Annotated in this window: 25 protein-coding genes; 13 read left to right on the top strand and 12 right to left on the bottom strand. The window is 46.3% G+C overall.

Annotation, left to right across the window (positions count from 1 at the left end; genetic code table 11):
• Positions 1-21: 21 nt before the first annotated feature.
• The 4 genes from J4N37_RS20670 (at position 22) to J4N37_RS20685 (ending at position 3,884) form a co-directional block, all read left to right on the top strand.
• Positions 22-1,350 (top strand): hypothetical protein, encoded by a 1,329-nt coding sequence (locus J4N37_RS20670; protein ID WP_252042161.1) that lies wholly within the window; start codon positions 22-24, stop codon positions 1,348-1,350.
• On the top strand, positions 1,351-2,373 hold the full coding sequence (locus tag J4N37_RS20675; RefSeq protein ID WP_045385751.1) for a sensor histidine kinase: 1,023 nt from the start codon (positions 1,351-1,353) through the stop codon (positions 2,371-2,373). It begins immediately after the preceding gene.
• A 15-nt stretch (positions 2,374-2,388) separates the two neighbouring features.
• Entirely contained in the window at positions 2,389-3,180 is a 792-nt protein-coding gene (locus J4N37_RS20680; protein ID WP_252042162.1) for a LytR/AlgR family response regulator transcription factor, read from the top strand.
• 68 nt (positions 3,181-3,248) lie between these two features.
• A complete protein-coding gene (locus J4N37_RS20685; protein ID WP_038883347.1) occupies positions 3,249-3,884 on the top strand; it encodes a DUF2268 domain-containing putative Zn-dependent protease in 636 nt (211 codons plus the stop codon).
• 103 nt (positions 3,885-3,987) lie between these two features.
• On the opposite strand, the gene J4N37_RS20690 is transcribed toward J4N37_RS20685, so the two are convergent.
• The 4 genes from J4N37_RS20690 to J4N37_RS20705 form a co-directional block, all read right to left on the bottom strand.
• Positions 3,988-4,482 (bottom strand): peptidylprolyl isomerase, encoded by a 495-nt coding sequence (locus J4N37_RS20690; protein WP_252042163.1) that lies wholly within the window; start codon positions 4,480-4,482, stop codon positions 3,988-3,990.
• A gap of 122 nt (positions 4,483-4,604) precedes the next feature.
• Positions 4,605-6,266: a methyl-accepting chemotaxis protein gene (locus J4N37_RS20695; protein WP_252042165.1), complete on the bottom strand. Its 1,662-nt coding sequence runs from the start codon at positions 6,264-6,266 to the stop codon at positions 4,605-4,607.
• A gap of 175 nt (positions 6,267-6,441) precedes the next feature.
• The gene (locus J4N37_RS20700) at positions 6,442-6,828 is read right to left on the bottom strand and encodes a thiol-disulfide oxidoreductase DCC family protein (RefSeq protein ID WP_252042166.1); all 387 of its coding nucleotides are present in this window, start codon (positions 6,826-6,828) and stop codon (positions 6,442-6,444) included.
• Positions 6,829-6,869: 41 nt separating this feature from the next.
• Positions 6,870-7,643, bottom strand: coding sequence for a DUF4344 domain-containing metallopeptidase (locus J4N37_RS20705; RefSeq protein ID WP_252042167.1), 774 nt, complete (start codon positions 7,641-7,643; stop codon positions 6,870-6,872).
• A 198-nt stretch (positions 7,644-7,841) separates the two neighbouring features.
• On the opposite strand from J4N37_RS20705, the gene J4N37_RS20710 reads away from it, so the two are divergent.
• Positions 7,842-8,474 (top strand): CatB-related O-acetyltransferase, encoded by a 633-nt coding sequence (locus J4N37_RS20710; RefSeq protein ID WP_171359110.1) that lies wholly within the window; start codon positions 7,842-7,844, stop codon positions 8,472-8,474.
• A gap of 561 nt (positions 8,475-9,035) precedes the next feature.
• Positions 9,036-10,271: a sodium/glutamate symporter gene (gene gltS / locus J4N37_RS20715; protein ID WP_010453649.1), complete on the top strand. Its 1,236-nt coding sequence runs from the start codon at positions 9,036-9,038 to the stop codon at positions 10,269-10,271.
• An 89-nt stretch (positions 10,272-10,360) separates the two neighbouring features.
• Here the strand turns inward: gltS (J4N37_RS20715) and J4N37_RS20720 are convergent, their stop codons facing one another.
• The 4 genes from J4N37_RS20720 to J4N37_RS20735 all read right to left on the bottom strand — a co-directional run bounded on the left by J4N37_RS20720 (position 10,361) and on the right by J4N37_RS20735 (position 13,138).
• Positions 10,361-10,879 (bottom strand): RNA methyltransferase, encoded by a 519-nt coding sequence (locus J4N37_RS20720; RefSeq protein WP_252043291.1) that lies wholly within the window; start codon positions 10,877-10,879, stop codon positions 10,361-10,363.
• A gap of 203 nt (positions 10,880-11,082) precedes the next feature.
• Positions 11,083-11,913 carry a hypothetical protein gene (locus tag J4N37_RS20725; protein ID WP_252042168.1) on the bottom strand — a complete coding sequence of 277 codons (831 nt, stop codon included), beginning with the start codon at positions 11,911-11,913 and terminating at the stop codon, positions 11,083-11,085.
• Complete coding sequence (locus J4N37_RS20730) at positions 11,913-12,770, bottom strand: ABC transporter ATP-binding protein (RefSeq protein ID WP_045385740.1); 858 nt, start codon at positions 12,768-12,770, stop codon at positions 11,913-11,915. Before J4N37_RS20730 ends, J4N37_RS20725 begins: the two co-directional genes overlap by 1 nt.
• On the bottom strand, positions 12,767-13,138 hold the full coding sequence (locus tag J4N37_RS20735) for a GntR family transcriptional regulator (protein WP_252042169.1): 372 nt from the start codon (positions 13,136-13,138) through the stop codon (positions 12,767-12,769). Before J4N37_RS20735 ends, J4N37_RS20730 begins: the two co-directional genes overlap by 4 nt.
• Positions 13,139-13,585: 447 nt before the next feature.
• Between J4N37_RS20735 and gltS (J4N37_RS20740) the strand changes: the two genes are divergently transcribed.
• On the top strand, positions 13,586-14,812 hold the full coding sequence (gene gltS / locus J4N37_RS20740; RefSeq protein WP_005428834.1) for a sodium/glutamate symporter: 1,227 nt from the start codon (positions 13,586-13,588) through the stop codon (positions 14,810-14,812).
• Between the two features lie 198 nt (positions 14,813-15,010).
• Positions 15,011-15,877: a glycerol kinase gene (locus J4N37_RS20745; RefSeq protein WP_045385738.1), complete on the top strand. Its 867-nt coding sequence runs from the start codon at positions 15,011-15,013 to the stop codon at positions 15,875-15,877.
• An 86-nt stretch (positions 15,878-15,963) separates the two neighbouring features.
• Here J4N37_RS20745 and nagB read toward each other — a convergent pair whose 3' ends face one another.
• Positions 15,964-16,764, bottom strand: coding sequence for a glucosamine-6-phosphate deaminase (gene nagB, locus J4N37_RS20750; protein ID WP_252042170.1), 801 nt, complete (start codon positions 16,762-16,764; stop codon positions 15,964-15,966).
• 385 nt (positions 16,765-17,149) lie between these two features.
• Between nagB and J4N37_RS20755 the strand changes: the two genes are divergently transcribed.
• Entirely contained in the window at positions 17,150-17,401 is a 252-nt protein-coding gene (locus tag J4N37_RS20755) for a DUF3081 domain-containing protein (protein WP_010453585.1), read from the top strand.
• Positions 17,402-17,500: 99 nt separating this feature from the next.
• Here J4N37_RS20755 and J4N37_RS20760 read toward each other — a convergent pair whose 3' ends face one another.
• Positions 17,501-17,854, bottom strand: coding sequence for a MaoP family protein (locus J4N37_RS20760; RefSeq protein WP_010453583.1), 354 nt, complete (start codon positions 17,852-17,854; stop codon positions 17,501-17,503).
• 147 nt (positions 17,855-18,001) lie between these two features.
• Here J4N37_RS20760 and J4N37_RS20765 point away from each other — a divergent pair, with 147 nt between their 5' ends.
• Complete coding sequence (locus J4N37_RS20765) at positions 18,002-18,895, top strand: LysR family transcriptional regulator (protein WP_010453580.1); 894 nt, start codon at positions 18,002-18,004, stop codon at positions 18,893-18,895.
• A 197-nt stretch (positions 18,896-19,092) separates the two neighbouring features.
• Here J4N37_RS20765 and J4N37_RS20770 read toward each other — a convergent pair whose 3' ends face one another.
• Positions 19,093-19,296 (bottom strand): hypothetical protein, encoded by a 204-nt coding sequence (locus tag J4N37_RS20770; RefSeq protein ID WP_081469201.1) that lies wholly within the window; start codon positions 19,294-19,296, stop codon positions 19,093-19,095.
• A 192-nt stretch (positions 19,297-19,488) separates the two neighbouring features.
• On the opposite strand from J4N37_RS20770, the gene J4N37_RS20775 reads away from it, so the two are divergent.
• The 3 genes from J4N37_RS20775 (at position 19,489) to J4N37_RS20785 (ending at position 22,265) form a co-directional block, all read left to right on the top strand.
• Positions 19,489-20,856, top strand: a complete 1,368-nt coding sequence (locus J4N37_RS20775; RefSeq protein ID WP_252042171.1) for a DNA-3-methyladenine glycosylase 2 family protein — start codon at positions 19,489-19,491, stop codon at positions 20,854-20,856.
• Positions 20,853-21,335 (top strand): methylated-DNA--[protein]-cysteine S-methyltransferase, encoded by a 483-nt coding sequence (locus tag J4N37_RS20780; RefSeq protein WP_252042173.1) that lies wholly within the window; start codon positions 20,853-20,855, stop codon positions 21,333-21,335. Before J4N37_RS20775 ends, J4N37_RS20780 begins: the two co-directional genes overlap by 4 nt.
• Before the next feature lie 108 nt (positions 21,336-21,443).
• Positions 21,444-22,265, top strand: a complete 822-nt coding sequence (locus J4N37_RS20785) for a hypothetical protein (RefSeq protein ID WP_252042174.1) — start codon at positions 21,444-21,446, stop codon at positions 22,263-22,265.
• Positions 22,266-22,348: 83 nt separating this feature from the next.
• On the opposite strand, the gene J4N37_RS20790 is transcribed toward J4N37_RS20785, so the two are convergent.
• Positions 22,349-22,957, bottom strand: coding sequence for a DUF6198 family protein (locus J4N37_RS20790; RefSeq protein WP_252042175.1), 609 nt, complete (start codon positions 22,955-22,957; stop codon positions 22,349-22,351).
• Positions 22,958-23,107: the final 150 nt, after the last annotated feature.

Genomic DNA, 23,107 nt, shown 5'->3' on the forward strand with positions numbered 1-23,107 from the left:
TAAAACGAGCAAGGAAGTCACATGAAACCGCACCAGCTTAACCTTAACAAAAGCACCAGTCTGTTGATTGCTGCGTCATTGTGTGTGGGCGCTGCAGCCCCAGTTTTTGCCAATGATGAACTGAGTTTTGAGTGGGATTGGGCTGTCAGTTACGAAACTACCAAGCAGCGTGATAGCGCATTTATGCAGGCGCAGGGCAGTTCTCGTGATTCACTTAATGCACTGTTGGATGTGCAGGTGAATTATCAGAACTTCAGTGGTTTGTTCGCTCTGTATAGCCAAGGTTTGTACCTCAATCAACAAGGAAAGAGTGATTGGTGGAGTGAAGCTGATAACCAATTGCTGATTAGAGAGCTGGCTTGGCTAGGGGAGTGGCAAGTCGGTGATACCACTCTTGATGTGAGTTTGGGTAAGTTACGCGTGGATTGGGGCGTGGGTTATGGCTACCGACCTTTGGATCTGTTTAAGCCTTATCGACAAAACCCGGTTGGCTTAGTCGCAGAAGAGGGGGCGGGTGTGTTTTCACTCTCACACTACGATATGGCAGGCGAGTGGACGGTGATTGCAACGGATTCAAGCTGGGGGCAACAAGACCAGAGTGCTCTTGATCAAGCCGCAGAGCAGCAAGGTGTTGGTATTCGTCGATACGCGCTGGTGGGGGACACCGAGTATCAACTTATTGGTTATTACGATGATGTGCGCCGAGGTTTGCTTGGCGCCAGTGCCATTGCGGTGTGGGATGAATCCATCGCCATGCACGGTTCCATGCTGTGGCAAAAGCAAAGTGTCGGCTATCAGTTTCAGCAGGCTGATCTTTACCAACCCGTTTCGGTTGAGGAGCAGGGAAGCGCATTCCAAGCCTTAATTGGATTGAACTGGGCAAACCAAGCCGGACACAATGTGATTACTGAATATTGGTACGACAGCCGAGCATGGTCGAAAAGCGAATGGCAAAAAGCAATAGAACGTGGTGAATTACTCTCTCAACCCCTTAATTCCCAAACGTCTCTACTTGCGACAAGCTACGCCCAAGGGTTTCAGCATGCCAATATCGTTCAGCATAACGTAATGCTGCACTGGAGTTGGGATGTAGAAGCATGGGCTGCATGGAACGGCAAAGCAAATATGGGCTGGCTAAGTGATGTAACCCCCACGTTGGATGTGATGTTGTCGCCGCAAGATGGTGGTGTGATTGTCACGCAGTGGCTCAACTACCAATGGATTGATACTGGCGATCAAAGTGTAGAAGTGGAAGTTGCCGCACGCTTTTTAACCGGAGACGACCAATCTGCTTACGCACAAATCAATGATAAGCATATGATTGTATTTAACATCAAAGGGAAATTCTAAATGTGTTCAGCAAAATCAGTGGTGAAAAGTGGATGGCCGCGTAGCTTATTAGTGACCACGGCATTTTGTCTCTTTATCGCAGCAATGACGCTCTCGGTTTGGGGCGGTCCATTCTACATTCATGTGGTGGTTAGCTTTGGATTTGGCTATTCGGCTATTTTCTTCTCATGGTTGATTGACCGTTTGTTTCCAACCATTCCACGTATGATAGAAGTGGTGTGTTCGCTTGTTGCTTGTTTATTGTTTGGGGTGATTAATGCGCAATTTTGGCTCGGAGAGTATTTTGGTATCTCCGATATGATCCCTGTTGGTTTAATGGGATTACTGTTTAGCGGTATGTGTTATTTCTATTTTTACTCGCGTGAGAAAGAGGCGGTTGCTCAGCGAGAGTTGGAAGCCATCAAACGCGAGAAAGCAGAGCAAGATCGTGCGCTGTTGCTGAGTCAGCTTAAGCAGATGCAAAGCCAGATTGAACCGCATTTTTTATTCAATACCTTGGCAAATATCAGTGCGCTCATGTCGCAAGATGTCGATAAAGCCAAGCTGATGCTAGAACAGTTAACCGCGCTGCTGCGTGCAACGCTTAAAAGCTCACGTGAAGAACACACCACCATAGACAATGAAACGGCGTTACTTGAGGCTTACTTGGGCATTCAGCAAACCCGTTTGGGTGATCGACTCAGTTACAAGATTGAGGTGGAAGAGGGGTTAGGCAGAACCGAATTACCGCCGATGATGCTACAACCCTTAATAGAGAACGCTATCATCCATGGTATTGAGCCAAAGCGTGAAGGTGGCGAAGTGAGTTTGCTCATTAAGCGCGAACAGCAGAACTTGAAGATTGAAATCAGAGACACAGGTGTTGGCTTGAATCACGTTAGTGGGCACATGGGTTCAGGCGTGGGTTTAAGTAATCTCAAGCAGCGAGTTGAAGCTTTGTTCGCAGGGCAAGGAGAGGTTTCTATCAGTGAGTCTGCTCAGGGTGGCGTTTGTGTTCGCCTGAGTTGGCCAATGGAATCGTAATCAAGGAAGAAAGGAATGAATACAGGGTTTACTGCCATTATTGCTGATGATGAACCACTATTGAGGCGTCATCTTGATAAAAGCCTAGCTGAAGTGTGGCCAGAGCTAGAGGTAATTGCCAAAGTCGCAGATGGTGAACAAGCGTTGCAAGCCATTGAACACAGCCAACCTGACATTGCGTTTCTCGATATTCGTATGCCAGTGTTGGATGGCATGACATTAGCGCAAAAACTCAATCAACTCGCCAACCCACCTTTGATTGTATTTGTCACTGCGTACGATGATTACGCCATCAAAGCCTTTGAACAAAATGCCGCCGATTATTTGCTCAAGCCTATCTCGGATGATCGCCTCCTGACGACGTGTGAAAGAGTGAAAGCACGCCTTGCTAAGCGAGAGCAAGAAAGCAGTAATGCGCAGATGAGCAGCCTATTAGAGCAGTTGCAGCAATTATCCGCGCCACAAACGCCGCAATATCTTCAGTGGATCAAAGCGACGCAAGGGGAAGATATTCATCTGATCGCCACGTCTGATGTGTTGTATTTCAAAGCGGAAGAAAAATACGTTTCTGTGTATGCCCAACAAGGACAAGGCAAAGTGCAAGAGTATTTGATTCGTACATCGTTGAAAGAGTTGATAGGGCAGCTTAATCCAGAACAGTTCTGGCAAGTGCACCGTTCAAGCGTGGTGCAAGTATGCAAAATTAACAAAGTAAACAAAGACTTTGCTGGCAGAATGTTTGTGCATGTTGGGGAAAACAAGCTCCCCGTGAGCCGTGCATCTCAAAGTTTGTTCAAAGGGATGTAATCGCTAGAACTGCTCACTCTTTACACTGTAAACTCACAGCTCTTAACCCACATTATCAAGGAAGATAAATGAGCTATCGCGTAACCCTGCTAAATGCGACGGGAGAGTTGTCTCCACTCGCTGAGTATTTGCATCAGAAACTTGATGATCTGAGCTCACAACTTTCTAGTTACTTTGATCTCAGTAACATCGACCTGACCGTTAGCCCGTTTGATCGCAATGATGTACCGCAGACGGGGATTGGTGGCTATTGCTTAAGCGCCTATCGTGTAGAGATTCTGCTTGATACTCAACGTGCAGATATTAAAAACGTTATTGAGAAAGAACTGGCTGCGGTGCTAGCGCATGAGTTGCATCACCTGTTCCGTATGCGATCGGGAGAGAATGGCGTTGCGCTTGGTGATGTGCTGATTATGGAAGGGTTAGCTTGTCATTTCGAACGTAAGGTGAATGGAGGCATCACTCCGAGCTTGTTTGAGCAAATCAAAGATCAAGATTGGCGTCCTTTTTATGCTGAGATGAAAGACAAGCTGACCAGCTTAGATTACAACTTCGACGCTTACTTTCTTGGCAGTGATGAAAGCCGCTGGCCGAAATACATGGGGTATTGGGTTGGGTACAACCTTGTCGCTGAATATCTGGTGGACTTTCAAGGCTCTGAGCTTGATTTAGTCGGAGCAAAAGCCGAGCTTTTCTATCAATAACTCCGGCACAAGCCAGTCATAAAAACAAAAAGCGCCTAAGTCACCAGACATTAGGCGCTTTTTTCGTTTTATAGTGATGACCTCTCCGAAGAGGCGAACGTGCTTATTCGCTGATCGTCACTTTCTCAATAATGATTGGATCGCATGGTACATCATCGTGACCAAGCTTAGAGGTCGTTTTCACTTTCGCGATGCGATTTACGACATCCATACCCGCAGTCACTTTACCAAACACCGCGTAACCCCAGCCTAGGTTGGTGGTTGCGGTGTGGTCTAGGAAATCATTGTCTTCCAAGTTAATGAAGAACTGTGTCGTTGCAGAGTGCGGTGCATCGGTACGCGCCATTGCTATAGTGCCAACAAGGTTCTTTAGACCACGGTTTGCTTCGTTCGCGATCGGGGCGCGTGTTGGCTTTTCTGCCATGTCGTCGGTGTGACCGCCACCTTGGATCATAAAGCCATCGATAACGCGGTGGAAAATGGTGCCGTCGTAGAAGCCATCTTCACAGTATTTTTTGAAGTTCTTTGAGCTAACTGGTGCTCGTTCTAGGTTCAATTCAATTTCGATGTCACCGAAATTGGTGGTCATGATAATCATCTTGTTTTGCCCTTATAGGTGCTAAGTTGGCGGCATTATAGCTAAGTAGTATTATGATAGCAGAAATAAAAACAGCGACTTTTTGGCGTCGCTGTTTGCATGTTGAGTGTTTGAGGAAAGCTCTAGACTGTAAAGCGACCGACCAAGTCGTACAGTTCGTTGGCTTTGTGGTTAAGGTTGCCACTGCCTGCACGGTTTTGGTTGGCAAGGTGCGCCGATTGGCTGCTTTGTTGAGAGATCACTTCAATACGTTGTGAAATCTCTTGGCCAACTTGGCTCTGCTCTTCAGTTGCCGTAGCTATCAGCGTGTTCATGTCCATGATATTAGCGATGGACGCTTGGATTTCTTGTAATGCAGAGGAGGCAGCACGAGCTTCTTCAACGGTTGCTTCACCACGTGCTTGGCTGGACTCCATTGCTTTCACTGCAGCATCTGACCCTGACTTCAACTGTTCAATCATCTGATGAATCTCACCAGTGCTGTCTTGAGTGCGGCTCGCTAACTGACGAACTTCATCAGCTACGACGGCGAAACCGCGTCCTTGCTCACCCGCACGCGCTGCTTCGATTGCAGCATTCAACGCCAGTAGATTGGTTTGTTCGGCAATGACTTGGATAACTTCTAGAGAGGACGATATGTTTTGTACATCGCTCTCTAAACGAGAAATCACTGAGCCTGCTTCAGATACTTCTACAGCCAATGCTTCAACAGAGTTCGCTGCGGAGTCTACGATGTGCTTCGCTTGTTGTGCATTCTCATCGGCATCTTTTGCTGATTGCGCAGCTTGGTTAGCGTTGCTGGAAATCTCGTGCGCCGTTGCTGTCATCTCGGTCATTGCCGCAGCGACTTGCTCGGTTTCTTCTCGCTGACCAGAGGCAAGTTCGTCAACTTGAGAAGCTCGCTGAGACATATTGTTGGTTTCAGAAACGACTTCTTCACCAACATGGCTCACACTCTTAATAATACCCTGTAGGCTTTCTACAAACTTATTGAAGTTGTTACCGAGCTGTTTGAACTCTGGCACATTTGATTCTTCCATACGCGCAGTCAAGTCTGCATCGCCTTGTGCGAAAGAGTGAATTGAAGCATCAAACTGCTCAATAGGCTTCATGATACTGCGGTTAACAAACACAGCGAAGACCGCAACGATGGCGGCAATCGAGACACAGAACAGAGCGATAGCAGTCAGTGTTGTGTTGAGAGCTTGGTGCGCGGCTTCTTCCATGTTTGCCACAATGGCATCGATATCGTCAGTGTAGAAGCCCGTACCCAGCATTAGATCCCATTCAGGAATAAAGACGGAGTAGCTTAGTTTTGGTAGGGCTTCGCTCTGACCGAGTTTCGGGAAGTAATAAGTGGTGAACTCGCCAGTTTTGGAGTTTTTGAGCAAGTCCTGAATCAGGTAGTTGCCTTTCTTATCCTGCAAGTTATAGAAGTTTTCCCCGATGCCTTTAGTGTTTTTACCCACCACGACACGCACGCCTTTTGAATCGTAACCGAAGATGTAGCCGGATTGACCAAACTCTAACTGTTTCAAAGTAGGCAGTGCTTCTTCAAGTGAGGCGTTTTGAGCGAGTAGCGGTTCGACAGCGGAACGCGCCATTTGGACGTAGTTTTTGAGCTCGGCTTTTTTCATCTCCATCATCTGACTTCGCGTCTGCTCAATTTCGTGTTTGTTGTAGGCGGTGGTTTGTAAATAGGTAAACCACATCATACCTATGGCTATGGTTAGAACAGGTATGATGGAAAGAATATAGAGTCGCTTTCTTATGGTTAGATTCATGTAGACTTCCTTACTTCTCGGCTCTGCGATACAGCGTTATGGGCTTGTCCCCACAACTGTTATGTTCATATTTTGTTCTTGTTATGGTTAAAGACTACCCGAACTAAACTGAGAGAAGTATTGGAAATTGCAAATCTAAGACTAAGGTATTATCTAAACTGGTAACCGATCACATTTAACGTGAACACGAACCGTTATTGCAGCGAGATCTGCCAGTTAATAGGTATGAGACGCGATACCTATTGCTAGCAAATTTGAGGTAAAGCCAGTCCGCAACAGGTTTGATAATGCGCCAACGCAGTGGAGCGTATAACCAACCACGACCAACCAACTGCCATGCTCGATGAGTTACATCCAACCCAAGCAGAAGTTCGTCCTTCTCGTTGAGGGCGTGCAAAATGGTGTTGGCTTGCTCAGGGTCGATTTGCGGATAATCGGCAAATGCGTCGCTGTAGATGTCGACGGTTTTGATCTGCTGCTTGGTATCGCGCTGTTTTAGTGCGTTCATCTCTTTGGCGCACAAGGGACAAGTGCCATCGTAAAATACGGTCAGTTTGGTCATGATTGAGCTCATTGTTGGCTATTCTTATCCCTTTTACGCGATTATTTTTCTTTTAGTTCATTGTCTTGCAAGTAATGCAGCCAATTATCGCGGATGTTGCCGTAATTGAATTGGCAGAACTCTTTGCGATCGCGTAAGTAATCTTTTTCTACTTCATCGAGTAAGGCTTTGTATTGCTCAGGATCGCTGCCGTAAACCAGACACAGGGTAGAGAAGTAACGCTGCAGATCGAAACTGTGCTCATCAATGTACTCGCCAAAATCGTAGTAGTCCGGTCTGTCGTCGGATTCGAATGCGAACATGTCCGCAGCACTGATCGCCACATTGGCACCGTCATCAACGTAATCAATCAGCAAGATGGTGGCGAAGTTATCGACCGCATCTTCCTCTTTACCCAATACAGGAATGTTTTGATCGGCAATGTAAGCGTGTCCACCTTCGTGCAATAGCGTGTGCAGCAAAGTATCGAGCGCGCCCGTTTTCGGTGCTTTACCGTAACGCTCTTGGTATTTGTTGTTGGTGAAGTAGTTAAATGATTCTAGATAGAAGGTGTAGGGAATATGAATGGTGTGTGTTTCTGGATCATAAAGCGGACCGTCTTCGCCACCGTAGGTCAGCGTTAATGTGTTATTAAACGGGAAGTAATCATCAGAAAGCTGGACAAAGATGTCGTTCACTTCACTGTTTTCAATTACTTGCGCAGCAAAGCGATCGTCGGCCGTTTCCGTTGGGAGGTATTCGATTTTAATGTTTTCGCTCGCAGACGCTGTGGCAGCAAACAGCAGCAGAGAGGCAAAGGCAGAGTGACTTTTCATTTTCGGAATCTTGTTATTTGTTTGGTTTGCTTGAAAATTATACATGCTTTTTATAGTGTGCGCGCTGGAGGGCACATTCATGAATAATCCATTACTACTGCAACCCCGCATCCAATAGGCGTCGTTGACTGAGAACGCAGCAACAACGCCACGAGAAATCGTTCCGTGGCATACATTTACTTTATTGAGGTAACTGCCATGAAAAAACACTGGTCCAAATTTCAGTACCTGCACCAAGTGGTGCAAAACCAAAATATCCACATCAAAGGCACCCACAGTTACTACAGCGATTGTTGGGATAACGGCTTTGAAGATTCGGTCGTGCGCTATCTGCATGGCGATGAAGTCAGTAAAGCGTGGCAGCCAAGGTGGGAAATCGATCAGCTTTACATTGGTGACTACGTTTGTATCGCGGCTGAAGCGGTCATTTTGATGGGCGGCAACCATAATCACAGGACGGACTGGTTCTGTCTGTATCCGTTCCTTGATGACGTTGAGCAATCTTACCAAGGCAAAGGCGATACCGTGATTGGTGACGCAGTTTGGATTGGCATGCGTGCGATGATAATGCCCGGTGTCACCATTGGGGAAGGCGCAGTAATCGCTGCCAACAGCGTTGTGACCAAAGATGTCTCGCCTTACACCGTGGTCGCAGGATCTCCGGCAAAGCCTGTTAAGCTTCGCTTCGAGCAAGACACCATTGATAAGTTGCTTGATCTGCAAATCTATTCGTGGAACGAGGCTAAGTTCGAGGCTCTTCGTGCTTTCATCTGTAGCAATAATATTGAACAGTTGATCGTTGCGGAAGCAAACTATGAAGGTGGCGAATAACACTGAAATGAGGAAAATTTTCAGCGATATGTTATAATCCCGCTCCGTTGTAACGAGAACGCTTGTTGCAAGCTTGAGAATTTCCCTGGATTCGGCTCGTTCAAAATTCCATGAGTCAGAGTTTTTAAACTACGATGGGATACAAGCAAACCCAAATGTTAGGGCGCCATTTCGGCGCTCTATTCGTTATGACGGGAAGGAACTTTGCTCGATAGTGATGATCACTTTCTGTTTATGTAAGGGAGCCCGATAGCGGTTCAGAAAGTGTCACTCGGACAATACTCACAACATGATATCCGTCTCGTACAGGCAGTCATTTTTGCTTGTCTATGAAGAGGATAAGAAGGAGCTTAACAGGCTCCTTTTACATTTTAGGGCTTGCGAATAGCGCGTAAATCAGAACATCGCTTAACGACCGTCCCTTAAACTAGCCTAAGGCGCATTTAACACAACCTTTTGAGTATTTTCGGAAAAATTTGGCGAGAAAATTTGCTATTGAACAGAGCTTAAACTAACACTCAATCATTACGGAGGATGAAGAGAACAATAATAAGAGGCGATATGAATCATTTAATATCTGTAGGTGCACTGGAATCCTTTTTGGTTGCGATTAGTGTGCTTTTTTTGGGGCATTTTATTAATGCTAAACTACCGATCTTAAAGAAATTCAACATACCTGAGCCGATTGTAGGTGGCTTGATTGTGGCCTGCATCATTACTGCTCTTCATTTTAACGGCATCGATTTGGAATTCGACTTGCCGTTGCAAAATACATTCATGCTGATGTTCTTCTCTACCGTTGGTTTGGCAGCAAATTACACTCAGTTAATGAAAGGGGGCGCGAAGGTTTTTATCTTCTTAGCAGTCGCGTCGTTCTACATCATCATTCAAAACGGTGTCGGTGTTTCACTGGCAGCGGCATTGGGTTTAGATCCGCTGATGGGGCTTATCGCTGGTTCGATTACTCTATCAGGTGGTCACGGCACGGGGGCGGCGTGGTCACAAACTTTCCAAGACGTTTACGGTTTAAATAACGTATTGGAAATCGCGATGGCGTCAGCAACATTCGGTTTGATCATCGGTGGTATCATCGGTAGTCCGGTTGCGCAGCGTCTGGTCGAAAAGAACAACATCGAATCTGAGTATGGTCGTGGTGGTCGAGATGCCAAAACCCACGAGAAGTTCCCAGAGTTGGTGACGTACAACGAGTACGAAGAAGACAAAGTAACCGCGAAAAAAGTAGTTGAGAAACTGTTCTTCCTATTGATCTGTGTAACAGGCGCTAAGTACGTAGAACAATGGGTGAGCACTTACGACATTCAATGGCTGATGATTCCAGACTTCGTTTACGCGTTGTTCATCGGTGTGATCATCACTAACTTCTTGGAAGTGACCAAGATTCGTAAGTTGGATGCCGAAACGGTCGACATGTTAGGTACGGTGTCGCTGTCTCTGTTCCTCGCTATGGCTCTGATGAGTCTGAAACTGTGGAACATCTTCGACCTAGCGATCCCATTCTTGGTGATTCTGGGCGTGCAGTCAGTGATTCTGGCTATCTTCACCTACTACGTAACGTTCAAGGTGATGGGCAGCAACTACGATGCTGCGGTTATCGCAGGTGGTCACTGTGGTTTCGGTTTGGGTGCTACTCCAACGGCGGTAATGAACATGGGTTCTATCGTAAACCGCTTTGGTCCATCACCACAGGCGTTCATGGTTGTGCCGATTGTTGGTGCCTTCTTCATCGACATCGTTAACTTGATCATTCTACAAGGCTACATTTCGTTCCTTGGCTAGATAGATTAAGACGCCAAATAAAACAAAAGGTCACAGTGTTGCTGTGACCTTTTTTGTATCTGGCGTTTGCAACGACGAGCTTCGTCTGTCTATACGCAAGCTTTCATTTTCAAGCGGTTCTTGTTGTCGCGATTAGCAAGAACTTGCTGGTGGTCATCAATTGCCCCCAATGTTTTCGCCATGCGATCGTAAAGCACAACGTTCACCGTCGCGGCTAGGTTCATACAACCATGAGTTGGTACGTACACCACGTGATGCGCCTTATCGACCATCTCTTGCGGCAGTGAGCCGTCCTCCGGCCCAAACACATAAATCGCGTTCTCTGGATGAGTGAAGTGCGGCAGTGCTGTTGCGCCGACCACTAACTCAACACAAACGATTTCCACATCGTCGGCAACATTAGCAGTGAGGTCTTCCATCTCCACTAATTGAATGCGCTCTTGTGAGTTCTGGGTGTCGGTCTGGAATTTGACTGCGCGGCTGTAGCGTGTGCCGTTGTAACGAACTTGCGCAGCGTCGTAGCAGCCTGCGGCTCGCAATACAGCGCCAACGTTGGTTGGACTCTTTGGATTGTACAGTCCAATAATGGCTGTTGGCATGGTGGTCATGGTTGATGTTCTGCTTTTCAAAAATTCTTAATAACAGCGCTAGGCGCATTAAGCGGGAGATTATGAACTTAACCACGCCGAAGCGCTATTGTTATAGGCTGATTATTTTTGCGTTGAAGCAAAGAGAATGAAGATTGATGGTGCTGAAAATGAAAAAGCGAGGACAGTACCTCGCTTTTGATGTGTGGTTTTGCTTGTGCTTGTTAGTTCACGGTGCGGCTGAACTTGATGCTAGCTGTCCAAGCAAGCACACCGATGAAAGCGTAAATCCCAACGTTCATCCAACCTGCATCTGGAATCGCGCTGAACGGGTTTGGCGCAAGAATCGCGTGCAGTGGTAGGTAGAAAATCGCTGAGAAGAAATCATCCAGATCATAGAAGTTGAACATTGCAATCGGCATCCAGCGCAGTGCGTAAATACCAATCAAGATGACCAACAAGGGGGAGTTCACTTTCTGTGAGATTGCCATTGCGGTTAGTGCGAGCGGCAATAGCAACACGCCAGCCACTACCATTCGAAGCAAGAATTCAACCCAGTTCAGCAGTACGAAGCCCAGTGATGCTTGTCGATACAATAACGCCAACTGGTGGTCCGTTGAGACATTCAACATCCACAGCATAAAGTCCGCAGCGAAAACCAATACCGAACACACTAACGGAATCACCAATAAACCAAACGTCAGCTTCACCAGATGGGTTTTCACGTCACTGACAGGCATACTGCGCCAAAACATGATACTGCCCTCTGAGCGCTCTTTACGCAGCGTTCTTGGGAAGTATTGAGTGCCAAGCAGGAAAGACAATAAACCAATGCCACCTGTGATCAGCATGTTGACGTCATCGCCTAGTTCTTTGTGGATGTCACTGACATCACCGCCAAAGCTCATTTGGAAGAACATATTGTGTTGCAGTGTCGAGCTACTCATCAAGCTGACAAACAGCAGCACACCACAGGCAAACATAAATAACGGCACGCGTGTAACCAATGGGTTCTCTAGCCATTCTTTACGCAACATCGCGACAATCGATTTCATTACGCTGCCTCCTTCTGCAATGCCAAGAACAGATCCGCAAGCTTGACGCCATACACATCACCCAGCCCAGCAACTTGCTCTGCGTATTGGGAAGACAGCAACCATTTAGTCGTGCCTAAGCCCTTTTGCGATGACAGTGGTTTCAGCGCTTCGATTTGTGCGCGATGCTCATCACTGGCATCAAGAATGAAGTAATCTTCGCTGATGCTGTCCATTGAGGTTTGCAGGACAGGTCGGCCGTGTTTAAGAATTAGCACGTCCGTCAGTAGATGTTCGATTTCCGATACTTCATGACTCGCAATGATCAGCACACGCTCGCCATCGTGGAACCATTCCAGCAAATGACGGTAGAAGGTATCGCGATAAACCAAATCCAAGCCAAGGGTTGGCTCGTCCAGAATTAGAATTTGTGTATTGGTCGCGATGACGACGGCCAAGTGCAATTGCACCTTCATGCCTTTCGATAGGGATTTGATGCGAGCACGCGGCTTGATGTCGGTTTGACGAAGCAGGCTATCAGCTTTGCTGCGATTGAAACCTGGGTGTACACCCTCGGTGTAATCGAGCAGCTGAGCAACCGTCATCCAGTTTGGCAGAACGTTCACATCCGAGATGTAAGACAAGCTCTGCATGATTTTGTCGCGTTGCATGATTGGCTCAAAGCCGTTGATGCGAATGGTGCCCTGATATTCGTGTGCACCGAGTAGGGCGTTAATGAGAGTCGATTTACCCGCACCGTTATGACCTAGCAAGCCAAGTATTTGACCCGCTTGTAGATCAAAGCTCACGTCATGCAGCGCTTCACCCTGCTGACGATATTGCTTGGAGACGTGTTTTACACTGACTAATGCGCTCATTGGTCACCTTCAATATGTGTTTGGATTTGTTGGATAAATTCATCAAGTGACATATCCAGACGTTGTAATGTGTCGGCGATCCGCGGAATTTGTTGTTCAAGGAAACGGGCTTTTTCATCAGCAAGAAGCTGTTTTTTTGCACCTTGGGCGACAAACATGCCTTGCCCACGTTTCTTCTCAATCAATCCTTCATCAACCAATAACTGATAGCCCTTCATGACCGTCAGGTGGTTAATCTTCATATCCGCAGAGACACTGCGTACCGAAGGCAAAGCTTCGCCCTCTTGCCAGATGCCTTGCAATATTTGCTGGGTGATCTGGTCAGCCAACTGACGGAAAATCGGTTGGCGATCATGCCAATGCGTCATGATTGGTTTCCTTGGCTGAGTTGGTGTTATATATATGTATAACACCTAGACGTTGGGATAGAAAGCGCCAATCTTCTTGCGCTGTTTTCTTAATCACTTTTGCCGATGAAATTTCGACAAAGTTTGCATCAGATTTTCACGCAAAATTTGCGCGCAATCGCATACGTTTTTGCCTTCAAAAACTGGTAAAAAATCGTTCACTTCTCATAAGTTGAGAAGAGCTAAAAAAACGAGAAAATTGCGCCACAAAACTTGGTGAAAAAGAGCGTTTTTTCATTGAGTGAGAATTGGGTGAATATCAGAGTTGTTGCTTTCTTATTTGATGAGAATTTAGTGGGTTTGGACCCTAGAAAACCACACGTTCAGTAGGCACTCTGACCTGCCTAAATACCGCTCAACCTGCGAGTTGTTACTCAAAGGATGAGAAAAAGGAGGCAAAGAGGTTTTATGAATCAGGTCATTTCTGTCGGTCCACAAGAGTCGTTTCTCGTCGCTATTTGTGTGTTGTTCTTGGGACAATTCGTTAACGCTAAATTACCGATCTTAAAGAAATTCAATATTCCCGAGCCAATCGTGGGTGGTTTGATTGTCGCATGTGCGATCACCGCGATGCACTTCAATGGCGTGGACTTAGTTTTCGATTTACCGCTGCAAAACACTTTCATGTTGATGTTCTTCGCCACCGTTGGCTTGGCTGCGAACTACACCCAGTTGATTAAAGGCGGCGCTAAGGTGTTTATCTTCTTAGCTGTGGCATCGGTGTACATTCTTATCCAAAACGCGGTCGGTGTCTCTCTGGCAACCGCTCTTGGCTTAGACCCGCTTATGGGCTTGATTGCCGGTTCGATTACGTTGTCGGGCGGTCATGGTACGGGCGCAGCATGGTCGCAAACTTTCCAAGACATGTATGGCTTACACAACGTACTAGAAGTGGCAATGGCGTCCGCTACCTTTGGATTGGTGATTGGTGGCATCATCGGTAGCCCAGTAGCGCAGCGATTGATTGATAAACGTAACCTTGAATCTGAATACGGACGCACCAACCAGACTCACGAACGTTTCCCTGAATTGGTGACCTATAACGAGCACGAAGAAGACCGCGTAACCGCGAAGAAAGTGGTCGAGAGTTTATCGATCATTCTATTGTGTGTTACTGGTGCCGATTACTTAGAAGGCTGGGTGAGCAGCTTTGGTATCAAATGGCTGATGATTCCAGACTTCGTTTACGCGCTGTTTATCGGTGTGGTGATCACCAACATCATGGAAGTGACCAAAGTACGCAAAGTGGATGTTGAAACGGTCGATATTCTCGGTACGGTTTCGTTGTCTCTGTTCCTTGCGATGGCACTAATGAGCTTAAAACTATGGAACATCTTCGACTTAGCAATCCCGTTCCTCATCATCCTAGCGGTGCAATCGGTGATTCTGGCAGTCTTCGCGTACTACGTAACGTTCCGTGTGATGGGCAGCAACTACGATGCCGCAGTTATCGCAAGTGGTCACTGTGGCTTTGGTCTGGGCGCAACCCCAACGGCAGTAATGAACATGGGCTCTATCGTTAACCGCTTCGGTCCATCACCACAAGCCTTCATGGTCGTGCCTATCGTTGGCGCGTTCTTTATCGACATCGTCAACCTAGTGATTCTACAGGGCTGTATTTCTTTTATTAAGTAACCAACCTCGCTCCACAAAACAAAAGCCAGTCCCGAGAGACTGGCTTTTTTGATTTGGCAAGTGAATACCTCTATTCTTACTTCAAGCAATGAAATCAATGCGTTAATATGCATATGTTGTTCATAGAACGATAAGATTAACGGGTAGCAATGTCAGAGTTAGGGTTCTTTATTCGCGATATTTAGGAGTTAGCGCGTTATGTCAGAGAAAATTTCCACATCGGCGTTAGCAAAAATGCGCCAGATAGAAGCCAAGCTGTTGTTTTCTGATCTGAAACGCGCGGGTTACATCGTGCGTAAAGACGACCACTGGATTTTGACCGAAGAGGGCACTAAGTACGGTGGTGAGTATGTCGATCACCCTAAATTTGGGCCGTTCATCGTTTGGCCAACCAATTTGCACATAGAGCTTGCGACGTCCTCTGGCAAAACCTACAGCGCTACCCAACTGGGCGAGAAGCTCAAACTCAATGCCAAACGCATGAACCAGTTGTTAAGCGAGTTAGGTTGGATTAGCAAATCTGACGAAGGTTGGAGCCTGACCGAAGCGGGCATACGTGCTGGGGGTCACTTGCGTGTCGATAAGGAATCGAATCATACCTTTGTGGTGTGGCATGACATAGTGTTGCGTAACAAGCGCCTTAAGCAGTCAGTGATTGAGTTTTTGGGGCAAGATGCCGAGTCTCATTCCACGGACAAGTCCCTTTCCAACTTTCGTCAAAAGTTTGAAGCCAAACACCGCACTTTAGACGGGCATTACGTTCGCTCCAAAGGGGAGCTGTTAATCGATAATTGGTTATATTTAGCGGGCGTAGTGCATGCGTACGAACGCCAACTACCAATTGCCCAAGACGTGACCAGTGATTTCTATCTGCCTAGTGGCAAAGTTTATTTGCAATTTTGGGGTAGTGACACCGGCGAGATGTCAGAAGCGGAGCAAGAGAAGATTCGTGCAGTGTACAAACAGCACAATTTCAACTTAATTGAAGTTGAAGCGAGTGAGGTAGATAGGTTAGATGAAGTGCTACCGAAACGCCTGCGCCAGTTTGGTATTCAAGCCTATTAGCCGCACAGTTATCTAGAAACGAAAAACCCGTGAGCAGTCACGGGTTTTGTCTATTCAGCGTTTATCTTTGGTCGTCATCCGAAGGATTAGAAACCTTTGATGTTTTCCGCTTCTAGTTCAGAGAAGTACTTAACCGTCTTCACTTTAAGTTCTTGTTGTGAAGGCTCATCACAAACGATCACTGCTTTAGGGTGAAGCTGAAGTGCAGAAACCGTCCATAGGTGGTTTACGCTGCCTTCTACAGCTGCTTCTAGAGCAAGTGCCTTGTTGTGACCTGTTACTAGGATCATTATTTCTTCAGCGTCTAGTAGCGTACCAACACCGATAGTCAGTGCGTACTTAGGCACTTGGTTGATGTCGCCATCGAAGAAACGAGAGTTCGCGATACGAGTGTCTTCTGTCAGTGTCTTGATGCGAGTGCGTGAAGACAGAGAAGATGCTGGCTCGTTGAATGCGATGTGACCGTCGTTACCCACGCCGCCCATGAATAGGTTGATCTTGCCGTAAGACTTAATTTTGTCTTCGTAGCGCTGACATTCCGCTTCATGATCTTCCGCGTTACCGTTAAGAAGGTTGATGTTCGCTTCTTGGATGTTTACGTGGTTGAAGAAGTTGTTGTACATGAATGAACGGTATGATTCTGGGTGATCCGCAGGGATACCAATGTATTCATCCATGTTGAATGTTACAACGTGTTCGAAGCTTACTTCACCAGCTTGGTAAAGTTCGATTAATGCTTTGTAAGTTGCTAGAGGAGTGCCACCAGTAGGTAGACCCAGAACGAATGGACGCTCAGCAGTTGGTTTGAAGTCGTTAATACGCTTAGCGATGTGTGCTGCTGCCCACTTGCCTACTTGTGCTGCCTGAGCTAACGGGATAAGTCTCATTTTGTGCCCCTAGTTATTGGAATTTAAGATGTCCTGAAACATTAATTCGCATTATAAAATAAGTAATGATGAACTGCTATTGTTTTAGGTCAAAAATTTGCTTTTTCTTTAATCAATGTTGCTTTTCTCAGCAGTTTTCACGTTTGCTTACGATAATAGCTCACTTACATAGAAGGCGTTTGTGTCGCTAGACTAGCTGTTTAGTGTTTAAAATTTATGACTGAAATTAAGTTTTTCATGTAACTGATACGTTGAATAGAGGGTTGTTCTGTAAGATAAAGTAACAAGAAAATGCGGAAGTTATGATCTTACGCAACCTATGGTGTGGCACGGTGTTTTTTCTTTAACCATACTTAAATCGAGTTTATTGCTGAGGAAAATCGCAATGAGAAATGAACTAGACGCCACCAAAGTGCTGCAAGCATATGAATGTGTCATGAACAAAGGCACGCCAACGGAATTCGGTAAAATATATGAAGGGGTTGAAGCATTCTCTGATTATGATGGCTACAACGTTTTTATGCGAGGGAATGGCGTGGAATTGAAAGTGGGATTCCATAACACCTATCACTTGGAGTATGACCAAGAACACCTAAAAGACAGCTTCCTGAAGAAGGTTGCAATGCTGGCCAAATAGTGGGAAGTGAGCTTATTGAGTTGAAAAAGCCCTTAAAGAAATTACTTAAGGGCTTTTCTTTGACTCATCCAAGCGTGAACGCTTGGAGAGGGGCTGGAATTAATCGTCTTCTGCTAAGCTCTCTTCTGCATAGTCATCTGACGCTTCTGGTTTGTTGCGGCCGTTTAGCGTGTGAAAGCGTTTGCGACCACGAGCCAGTTGGACGTACTTCAACCAAGTGCGTTCGATTTTTGTTTTCGCTTTGCCTGGGTTTTCTAGAACTTTCACGAAGTGTTTTTCTTCGGAGTTCTCAGGTGTCAACTCGCCTGACTCTAGGCCAAGCATAGTATCCCCATAAATTGTTAGGATTTCCTCTTCTGAGAGAGTAAAATCGCCAGACTTTGCAAAGCCGCGCGGAAATTTTACGTTGTCGTAAAAACGTTTTTTGCCATGACGAAATTCAGTGTCAGACATATCAACAGCCTCTGTAACCGTTATTGATGAATGTGATGAATTACGGCGAAATTAGGCGCAAAGCTAACAAAAGAAAAACAAAACTTTTTTGTCGTCAAAATTTTAATTAGTTGTTAATCTGGTTTTATATTGACCAGGAGATGGTTTATGGATGTAAAGGTCTTTCGAACATTTTTAGAGCTGGCAAAGGTTCGTCACTTCGGACGAGCTGCTGAGAACTTATACATTACTCAAGCCGCAGTAAGCGCACGCATCAAACAACTCGAAAGTTATTTCGATACGCAGTTGTTTATTCGTGATCGAAATAACATAAAGTTGACGTCTGCAGGCGAGCGTTTGATCGGCTATGCAGAGGTGATGGTCACCACTTTACAGCAAGCTAAGCTCGAATTATCCCTTGAAGATGGTAAAGCATTACAGCTCACTATGGGTGGTACGCCGAACATTTGGGATGCTTACCTGCAAAATTGCTTGAGTGTGGTAACAGACTCGTTCAGTGGTTATGGCTTTATGGCGGAAGTCATGGGTCGTGAAATGCTCAGCCGCAGTCTTTTAGAGCGTACTCTCGATATGGCGTTTGCCTTTGACCAAATCAAAGCGGATGAGCTCAACTGCAAAAAAGTAGCGGATGTGGTGCTTGTGTTAGTTTCTACCGAGCCTGATTCTCTTGATACCGTATTTGGTAAAAAATACGTGTATGTGGATTGGGGTACACGCTTCGCTTCTGAGCATGCGGAACGTCACCCAAAAATCCCTGCCCCTTACCTTCGCACTTCTACCGCTCGTATCGCATTAGACTTCGTTTTAGAGAAAGGTGGTAGCGCATACCTACCAGCATCTTTGGTTGAGCCATTTATCGCAAGCGGGCAGCTCTACAAGGTGTCTGGCGTAGAAGATTGGTACCGCCCTATCTATTTGAGTTATCGCAAAGCTAGCACGTCTGTAGAGGCGATTAAACAGGTTGAAGAACTGGTTAAAGACATCGACCCTCTCACCGCGTATAGCTTGCAGCAAATCGCAGACATTCCTGTCGACGAGTAGAGATGATTTGTCATCTTCTAAGTGAGATTAAGAAAAGCTCTTGGTATAAAACCGAGAGCTTTTTATTTGGCTCTTCCTGAACCTAGAGTTACGGCAGAATGCATCCAGTGCTGCGCTATTAAGTCAGGTAGATGAACGACAAAAAAAAGAGCACAATAAATTGTGCTCTTTTGCCATTACAAGGGAGATAGGAGTAATTACAGGTTCATTAAACTTTCGAGTGAATCTTCCACACAATTGTAGTGATAAGTCCTTATGCTGGTGCCATCAGTTGTATTAATTTGAATTTCTGAAATTTCATTATCCGAGTCACGCTCAATAATGCCTATAGAGTGTTCCACCGATCTGCTAGTAATAACCTTGTGATTTCTAAGTACAATCACGCACGTATGTAAGTCCATGCCAATTCCCTTTAGCCGACGTTGTTGTGTTGTTCTTACCTAACCTTAGTGCACAAATTGACTAATGCCACATTTTCTCATTATTGAGTTCCGAAAATGGCTAACCTCATTCTGCATTGCAATCTACAATGTATGTGTACTGATTGAGCCCTAATGTTGGTTCTAAATGAAGGATGAAAAGGGAACACTAATATGACCATCAATCCATACGCTTCTTTAACCAGGGAGCAGTGCCAGAGAGCGCGTATGGCACGAGACAGTCGTTTTGACGGACGCTTTTACATTGCAGTGAAAACCACCGGCATCTTTTGTCGCCCTATCTGTCCTGCCAACTTACCGAAAGAAGAAAATGTCGAGTATTTCACCGATAAAACTCAAGCTTTGAAGGCTGGGTATCGCCCTTGTTTGCGATGCCGACCCGATAGCGCCCCAGGCTCTTGGGCGTGGAAAGGTGTCGAGACAACATTTCAACGCGCGATCACAATGATCGATCGCGGAGAATTGCAGAACCAGTCCCTTGCTGCATTATCGAAGCGCCTAGGGATCTCAGATCGTTATTTGCGCATGCTGTTCGAGCAATATCTTGGAATGTCACCCAAGCAATACGCTCAATACCAACAACTGATGTTTGCCAAGCAGTTGCTACACTCGAGCTCCATGTCAGTCTCTGAAATTGGGTTTGCCGCGGGGTTTAATAGTACGCGACGTTTCAATGATGCGTTTCAAAAAATCTTGCAACTAACGCCATCTCAAATACGCCGAAAAGAGTTTGATGGCATGGAGACGAATCGAATTGTATTGCCTTATCGCGGTGCGTTGAATTGGCAACATATGCTTGATTTTTATCGCTTACGTGCAATTGAGGGAGTGGAGCAAGTTACTGAAGATGCATACCTGCGCAACGTTTCTCTGGATGGCTGTCAGGCGCGATTCAAGGTCACTCAGGGCGAAGGTTACCTTGAGATGGAGTTTGATATTGAAGACGTAACCAAGCTGCTGAGTCTCGTGGCTGGTGTGCGTCGTATGTTCGACCTCGACGCGGATATCTGTACGGTGGAGCAGCACCTTGAATACATTGCGCCGGGATTAGTCAAAACACAGGGTATTCGTATTCCAGGCGTGTGGAGTGCATGGGAAGCCGGAGTTCGTGCTGTGTTAGGGCAGCAAGTATCGGTCAAAGCGGCGATTGGGCAGCTTAATTTGTTGGTAGAAACGCTCAGCAACGACCAGCAAGTACGTCACTTCCCAACGCCAGAAGCAATTGCCTGTGCCGATGTCAGTTTTTTGCGCATGCCGCAAAGTCGTAAAGACACATTGGTGCGATTTGCTCAGTACATGCAGCAGAATCCAGAAGCTGATCCGCAGCAATGGCTGGAATTAAAAGGCATTGGTCCGTGGACGGTGAGCTATGCGCAATTGCGTGGCCAATCTCAGCCTAATTGTTTTTTAGATAAAGACTTGGTGGTGAAGAAAGCCATGCCAAACTATCCGTCATTGAATGCTCATACTGCGTCGCCTTGGGGCAGTTACGCGACTTTTCACTTATGGAATCAATCATGAAATCACTTTATACGGTAATGCCAAGTCCGTTAGGCGCTGTGACCATTCAAGCCAATGAGCAAGGTTTGCTGGGAATTTGGTTTGAAACCTGTACCACCAAACCAGACGATTTGGGAGAGCGTGATGATCAACATGCGGTGCTCAGCCAGACTGTTACTCAATTGGAAGAATACTTTGCTGGGCTGCGTAACGAATTTGACTTACCCCTTGCAGCGACAGGTACGGATTTCCAAACTCAAGTGTGGCATGCACTAACGACCATTCCTTATGGTGAAACATGGAGTTACCAAGATCTGGCGAATGCCATCGGTAATCCGAAAGCGGTACGCGCGGTGGGGCTGGCGAATGGTAAAAACCCAATCTCGATTGTGGTGCCTTGCCATCGTGTGATTGGCAAAAGTGGCAAGCTCACAGGCTATGCGGGCGGGGTAGAGCGCAAACAGCGATTATTGGCATTGGAGAAGGGCTCACCACTTTAAGTGAGGCCATTCTCAGAATCCGGCAAGGTTTACCTTATTTGCTTCGATTTTGTGTAGGGTTGTTGAGCTAATAAGCAATCCAGAGCAATGAAAAAGGATAATAAGGACATGTCTTTCAAAACGGATTTTGATGCATTCATAAACCAAAGTTGGCAGCAGCATGAAGCGCAGCCACAACAAACATACACTCAATTAGAACAAGCGCTTAGCGAGGTGGAAGACACTAACCATGCTGAGCGCATCTTATCCTTGATGCTGCACACTTCCATTGGTCATTTACACGATCCAAAGCAGTTTCTTACTAGTTTAGATAAACTCGAAAACGGCGTTGCAACTCAATGTTTGGCACGCCAGAGAGCTAAAGCGGTAGCGCAGTATTTTATTGACCGAAATACGGACCACATCGCTGATTTAGACGATGTCGACCAGCGCCGCGTGTTTGCTCAGATTGCCAACGAGCTATCGGCGATGAATGAGCTAGAGCAAGCGAGCACATGGTTAGTGAATGCAGCTGCTGGTCTAGAGTCAGACAAGGTTGTAGAGCCGTTAGCGCGCTCGATTGCCATTACGGGTAACAACCTTGCTTGCCAATATGAAGAGCTTGAGGCGCGCTCTGAAGCGCAAATAGAACACATGTTAGAAGCGGCGACACTGGCACTTGAGTATTGGAAGGTTGCTGGTGGTTGGATGCAAGAAGAGCGCGCAGAATATCGCTTAGCCATGAGCCTACTTAAAGCAGGACAACCACTCAAAGCCAAAGTACACGCTGATCGCTGTGAGGCAATCTGTCGCCAAAATGGTGAAGATGCTTTTGAGCTCTTCTACGCTCATGATTTGTTGATGTTAGTGCACTATCACTTAAGCCAAGCGAGCAAGCAAACACTGACGGTGGATGACCAGAAGTATTGTGAGAACTCGCCATTGGCGTAATCTTTTCGTTAGCGAACTAGAACAAACAAAAAGCCCCGAGTTAATGGCTCGGGGCTTTGTTTTTTCATCGTGACTTAGTGCTATTACGCAGCTTGTGGCTTGGGCTGATAACGCCCAGGCTTGTGGTTCATCGCTAAGATTAAGTTGGTCGCGATCGCGCCAAGTACAGAAAGGGCGATCAAGTAAACATCGACGATAAATAGCGACATCACAACGATAGTACAGTCGAGCGCCATTTGTACTTTACCTGCACGAATACCAAAGCGCTCCTGAAGGTAAAGCGCCAGGATGTTAAAGCCACCTAAACTCATCTTGTGACGGAAAATCACCAGCATCCCCATACCAATCAAACCACCGCCTAGTAGGGCTGCGTACACGGGCTCAATACGAGAAATTTCAATCACATGGTGCAGGTGGTCTACCGCAAAGGAAACGATCGAAACCGCAATAAAAGTGTTGATGGTAAAACGCCAACCCATGCGCATTACAGACAGAATGTAGAAAGGTAGGTTCAGTGCGAAGAACACCTGACCAAAACTGAAGTCGCTGATTTTGGTAAGAAAGATTGCCAACCCTGCCGTACCGCCAGTAAGTAGTCCAACCTTGTTGAAGAAGATAACCCCAAGTGACACCAACGCGCTACCGAGCGTCAGCGCTAAGAGGTTCTCTCTAAGGCTATGATCTTTATCCATAAAAACATTTTCCTAGGTTTTAAAAACGTTTTAGCTGCGAGCACGCAACCAAAACGGATGCGGTTAGCAAAACGCCAACCAAAGAGTGATAAAACGCTAAATAAAATGTCGCGAAAAGTGATTGATGTCGAGTTTTTGACCTAGATTACG

The sequence above is a fragment of the Vibrio sp. SCSIO 43153 genome (assembly GCF_023716625.1).
Classification (GTDB): Bacteria; Pseudomonadota; Gammaproteobacteria; order Enterobacterales; family Vibrionaceae; genus Vibrio; species Vibrio rotiferianus.

Bases quoted from the DNA above. Each gene is read 5' to 3' on its own strand.
- J4N37_RS20670 (WP_252042161.1), top strand. From the start codon at position 22: ATGAAACCGCACCAGCTTAACCTTAACAAAAGCACCAGTCTGTTGATT.
- J4N37_RS20675 (WP_045385751.1), top strand. From the start codon at position 1,351: ATGTGTTCAGCAAAATCAGTGGTGAAAAGTGGATGGCCGCGTAGCTTA.
- J4N37_RS20680 (WP_252042162.1), top strand. From the start codon at position 2,389: ATGAATACAGGGTTTACTGCCATTATTGCTGATGATGAACCACTATTG.
- J4N37_RS20685 (WP_038883347.1), top strand. From the start codon at position 3,249: ATGAGCTATCGCGTAACCCTGCTAAATGCGACGGGAGAGTTGTCTCCA.
- J4N37_RS20690 (WP_252042163.1), bottom strand. From the start codon at position 4,482: ATGATTATCATGACCACCAATTTCGGTGACATCGAAATTGAATTGAAC.
- J4N37_RS20695 (WP_252042165.1), bottom strand. From the start codon at position 6,266: ATGAATCTAACCATAAGAAAGCGACTCTATATTCTTTCCATCATACCT.
- J4N37_RS20700 (WP_252042166.1), bottom strand. From the start codon at position 6,828: ATGACCAAACTGACCGTATTTTACGATGGCACTTGTCCCTTGTGCGCC.
- J4N37_RS20705 (WP_252042167.1), bottom strand. From the start codon at position 7,643: ATGAAAAGTCACTCTGCCTTTGCCTCTCTGCTGCTGTTTGCTGCCACA.
- J4N37_RS20710 (WP_171359110.1), top strand. From the start codon at position 7,842: ATGAAAAAACACTGGTCCAAATTTCAGTACCTGCACCAAGTGGTGCAA.
- gltS (WP_010453649.1), top strand. From the start codon at position 9,036: ATGAATCATTTAATATCTGTAGGTGCACTGGAATCCTTTTTGGTTGCG.
- J4N37_RS20720 (WP_252043291.1), bottom strand. From the start codon at position 10,879: ATGACCACCATGCCAACAGCCATTATTGGACTGTACAATCCAAAGAGT.
- J4N37_RS20725 (WP_252042168.1), bottom strand. From the start codon at position 11,913: ATGAAATCGATTGTCGCGATGTTGCGTAAAGAATGGCTAGAGAACCCA.
- J4N37_RS20730 (WP_045385740.1), bottom strand. From the start codon at position 12,770: ATGAGCGCATTAGTCAGTGTAAAACACGTCTCCAAGCAATATCGTCAG.
- J4N37_RS20735 (WP_252042169.1), bottom strand. From the start codon at position 13,138: ATGACGCATTGGCATGATCGCCAACCGATTTTCCGTCAGTTGGCTGAC.
- gltS (WP_005428834.1), top strand. From the start codon at position 13,586: ATGAATCAGGTCATTTCTGTCGGTCCACAAGAGTCGTTTCTCGTCGCT.
- J4N37_RS20745 (WP_045385738.1), top strand. From the start codon at position 15,011: ATGTCAGAGAAAATTTCCACATCGGCGTTAGCAAAAATGCGCCAGATA.
- nagB (WP_252042170.1), bottom strand. From the start codon at position 16,764: ATGAGACTTATCCCGTTAGCTCAGGCAGCACAAGTAGGCAAGTGGGCA.
- J4N37_RS20755 (WP_010453585.1), top strand. From the start codon at position 17,150: ATGAGAAATGAACTAGACGCCACCAAAGTGCTGCAAGCATATGAATGT.
- J4N37_RS20760 (WP_010453583.1), bottom strand. From the start codon at position 17,854: ATGTCTGACACTGAATTTCGTCATGGCAAAAAACGTTTTTACGACAAC.
- J4N37_RS20765 (WP_010453580.1), top strand. From the start codon at position 18,002: ATGGATGTAAAGGTCTTTCGAACATTTTTAGAGCTGGCAAAGGTTCGT.
- J4N37_RS20770 (WP_081469201.1), bottom strand. From the start codon at position 19,296: ATGGACTTACATACGTGCGTGATTGTACTTAGAAATCACAAGGTTATT.
- J4N37_RS20775 (WP_252042171.1), top strand. From the start codon at position 19,489: ATGACCATCAATCCATACGCTTCTTTAACCAGGGAGCAGTGCCAGAGA.
- J4N37_RS20780 (WP_252042173.1), top strand. From the start codon at position 20,853: ATGAAATCACTTTATACGGTAATGCCAAGTCCGTTAGGCGCTGTGACC.
- J4N37_RS20785 (WP_252042174.1), top strand. From the start codon at position 21,444: ATGTCTTTCAAAACGGATTTTGATGCATTCATAAACCAAAGTTGGCAG.
- J4N37_RS20790 (WP_252042175.1), bottom strand. From the start codon at position 22,957: ATGGATAAAGATCATAGCCTTAGAGAGAACCTCTTAGCGCTGACGCTC.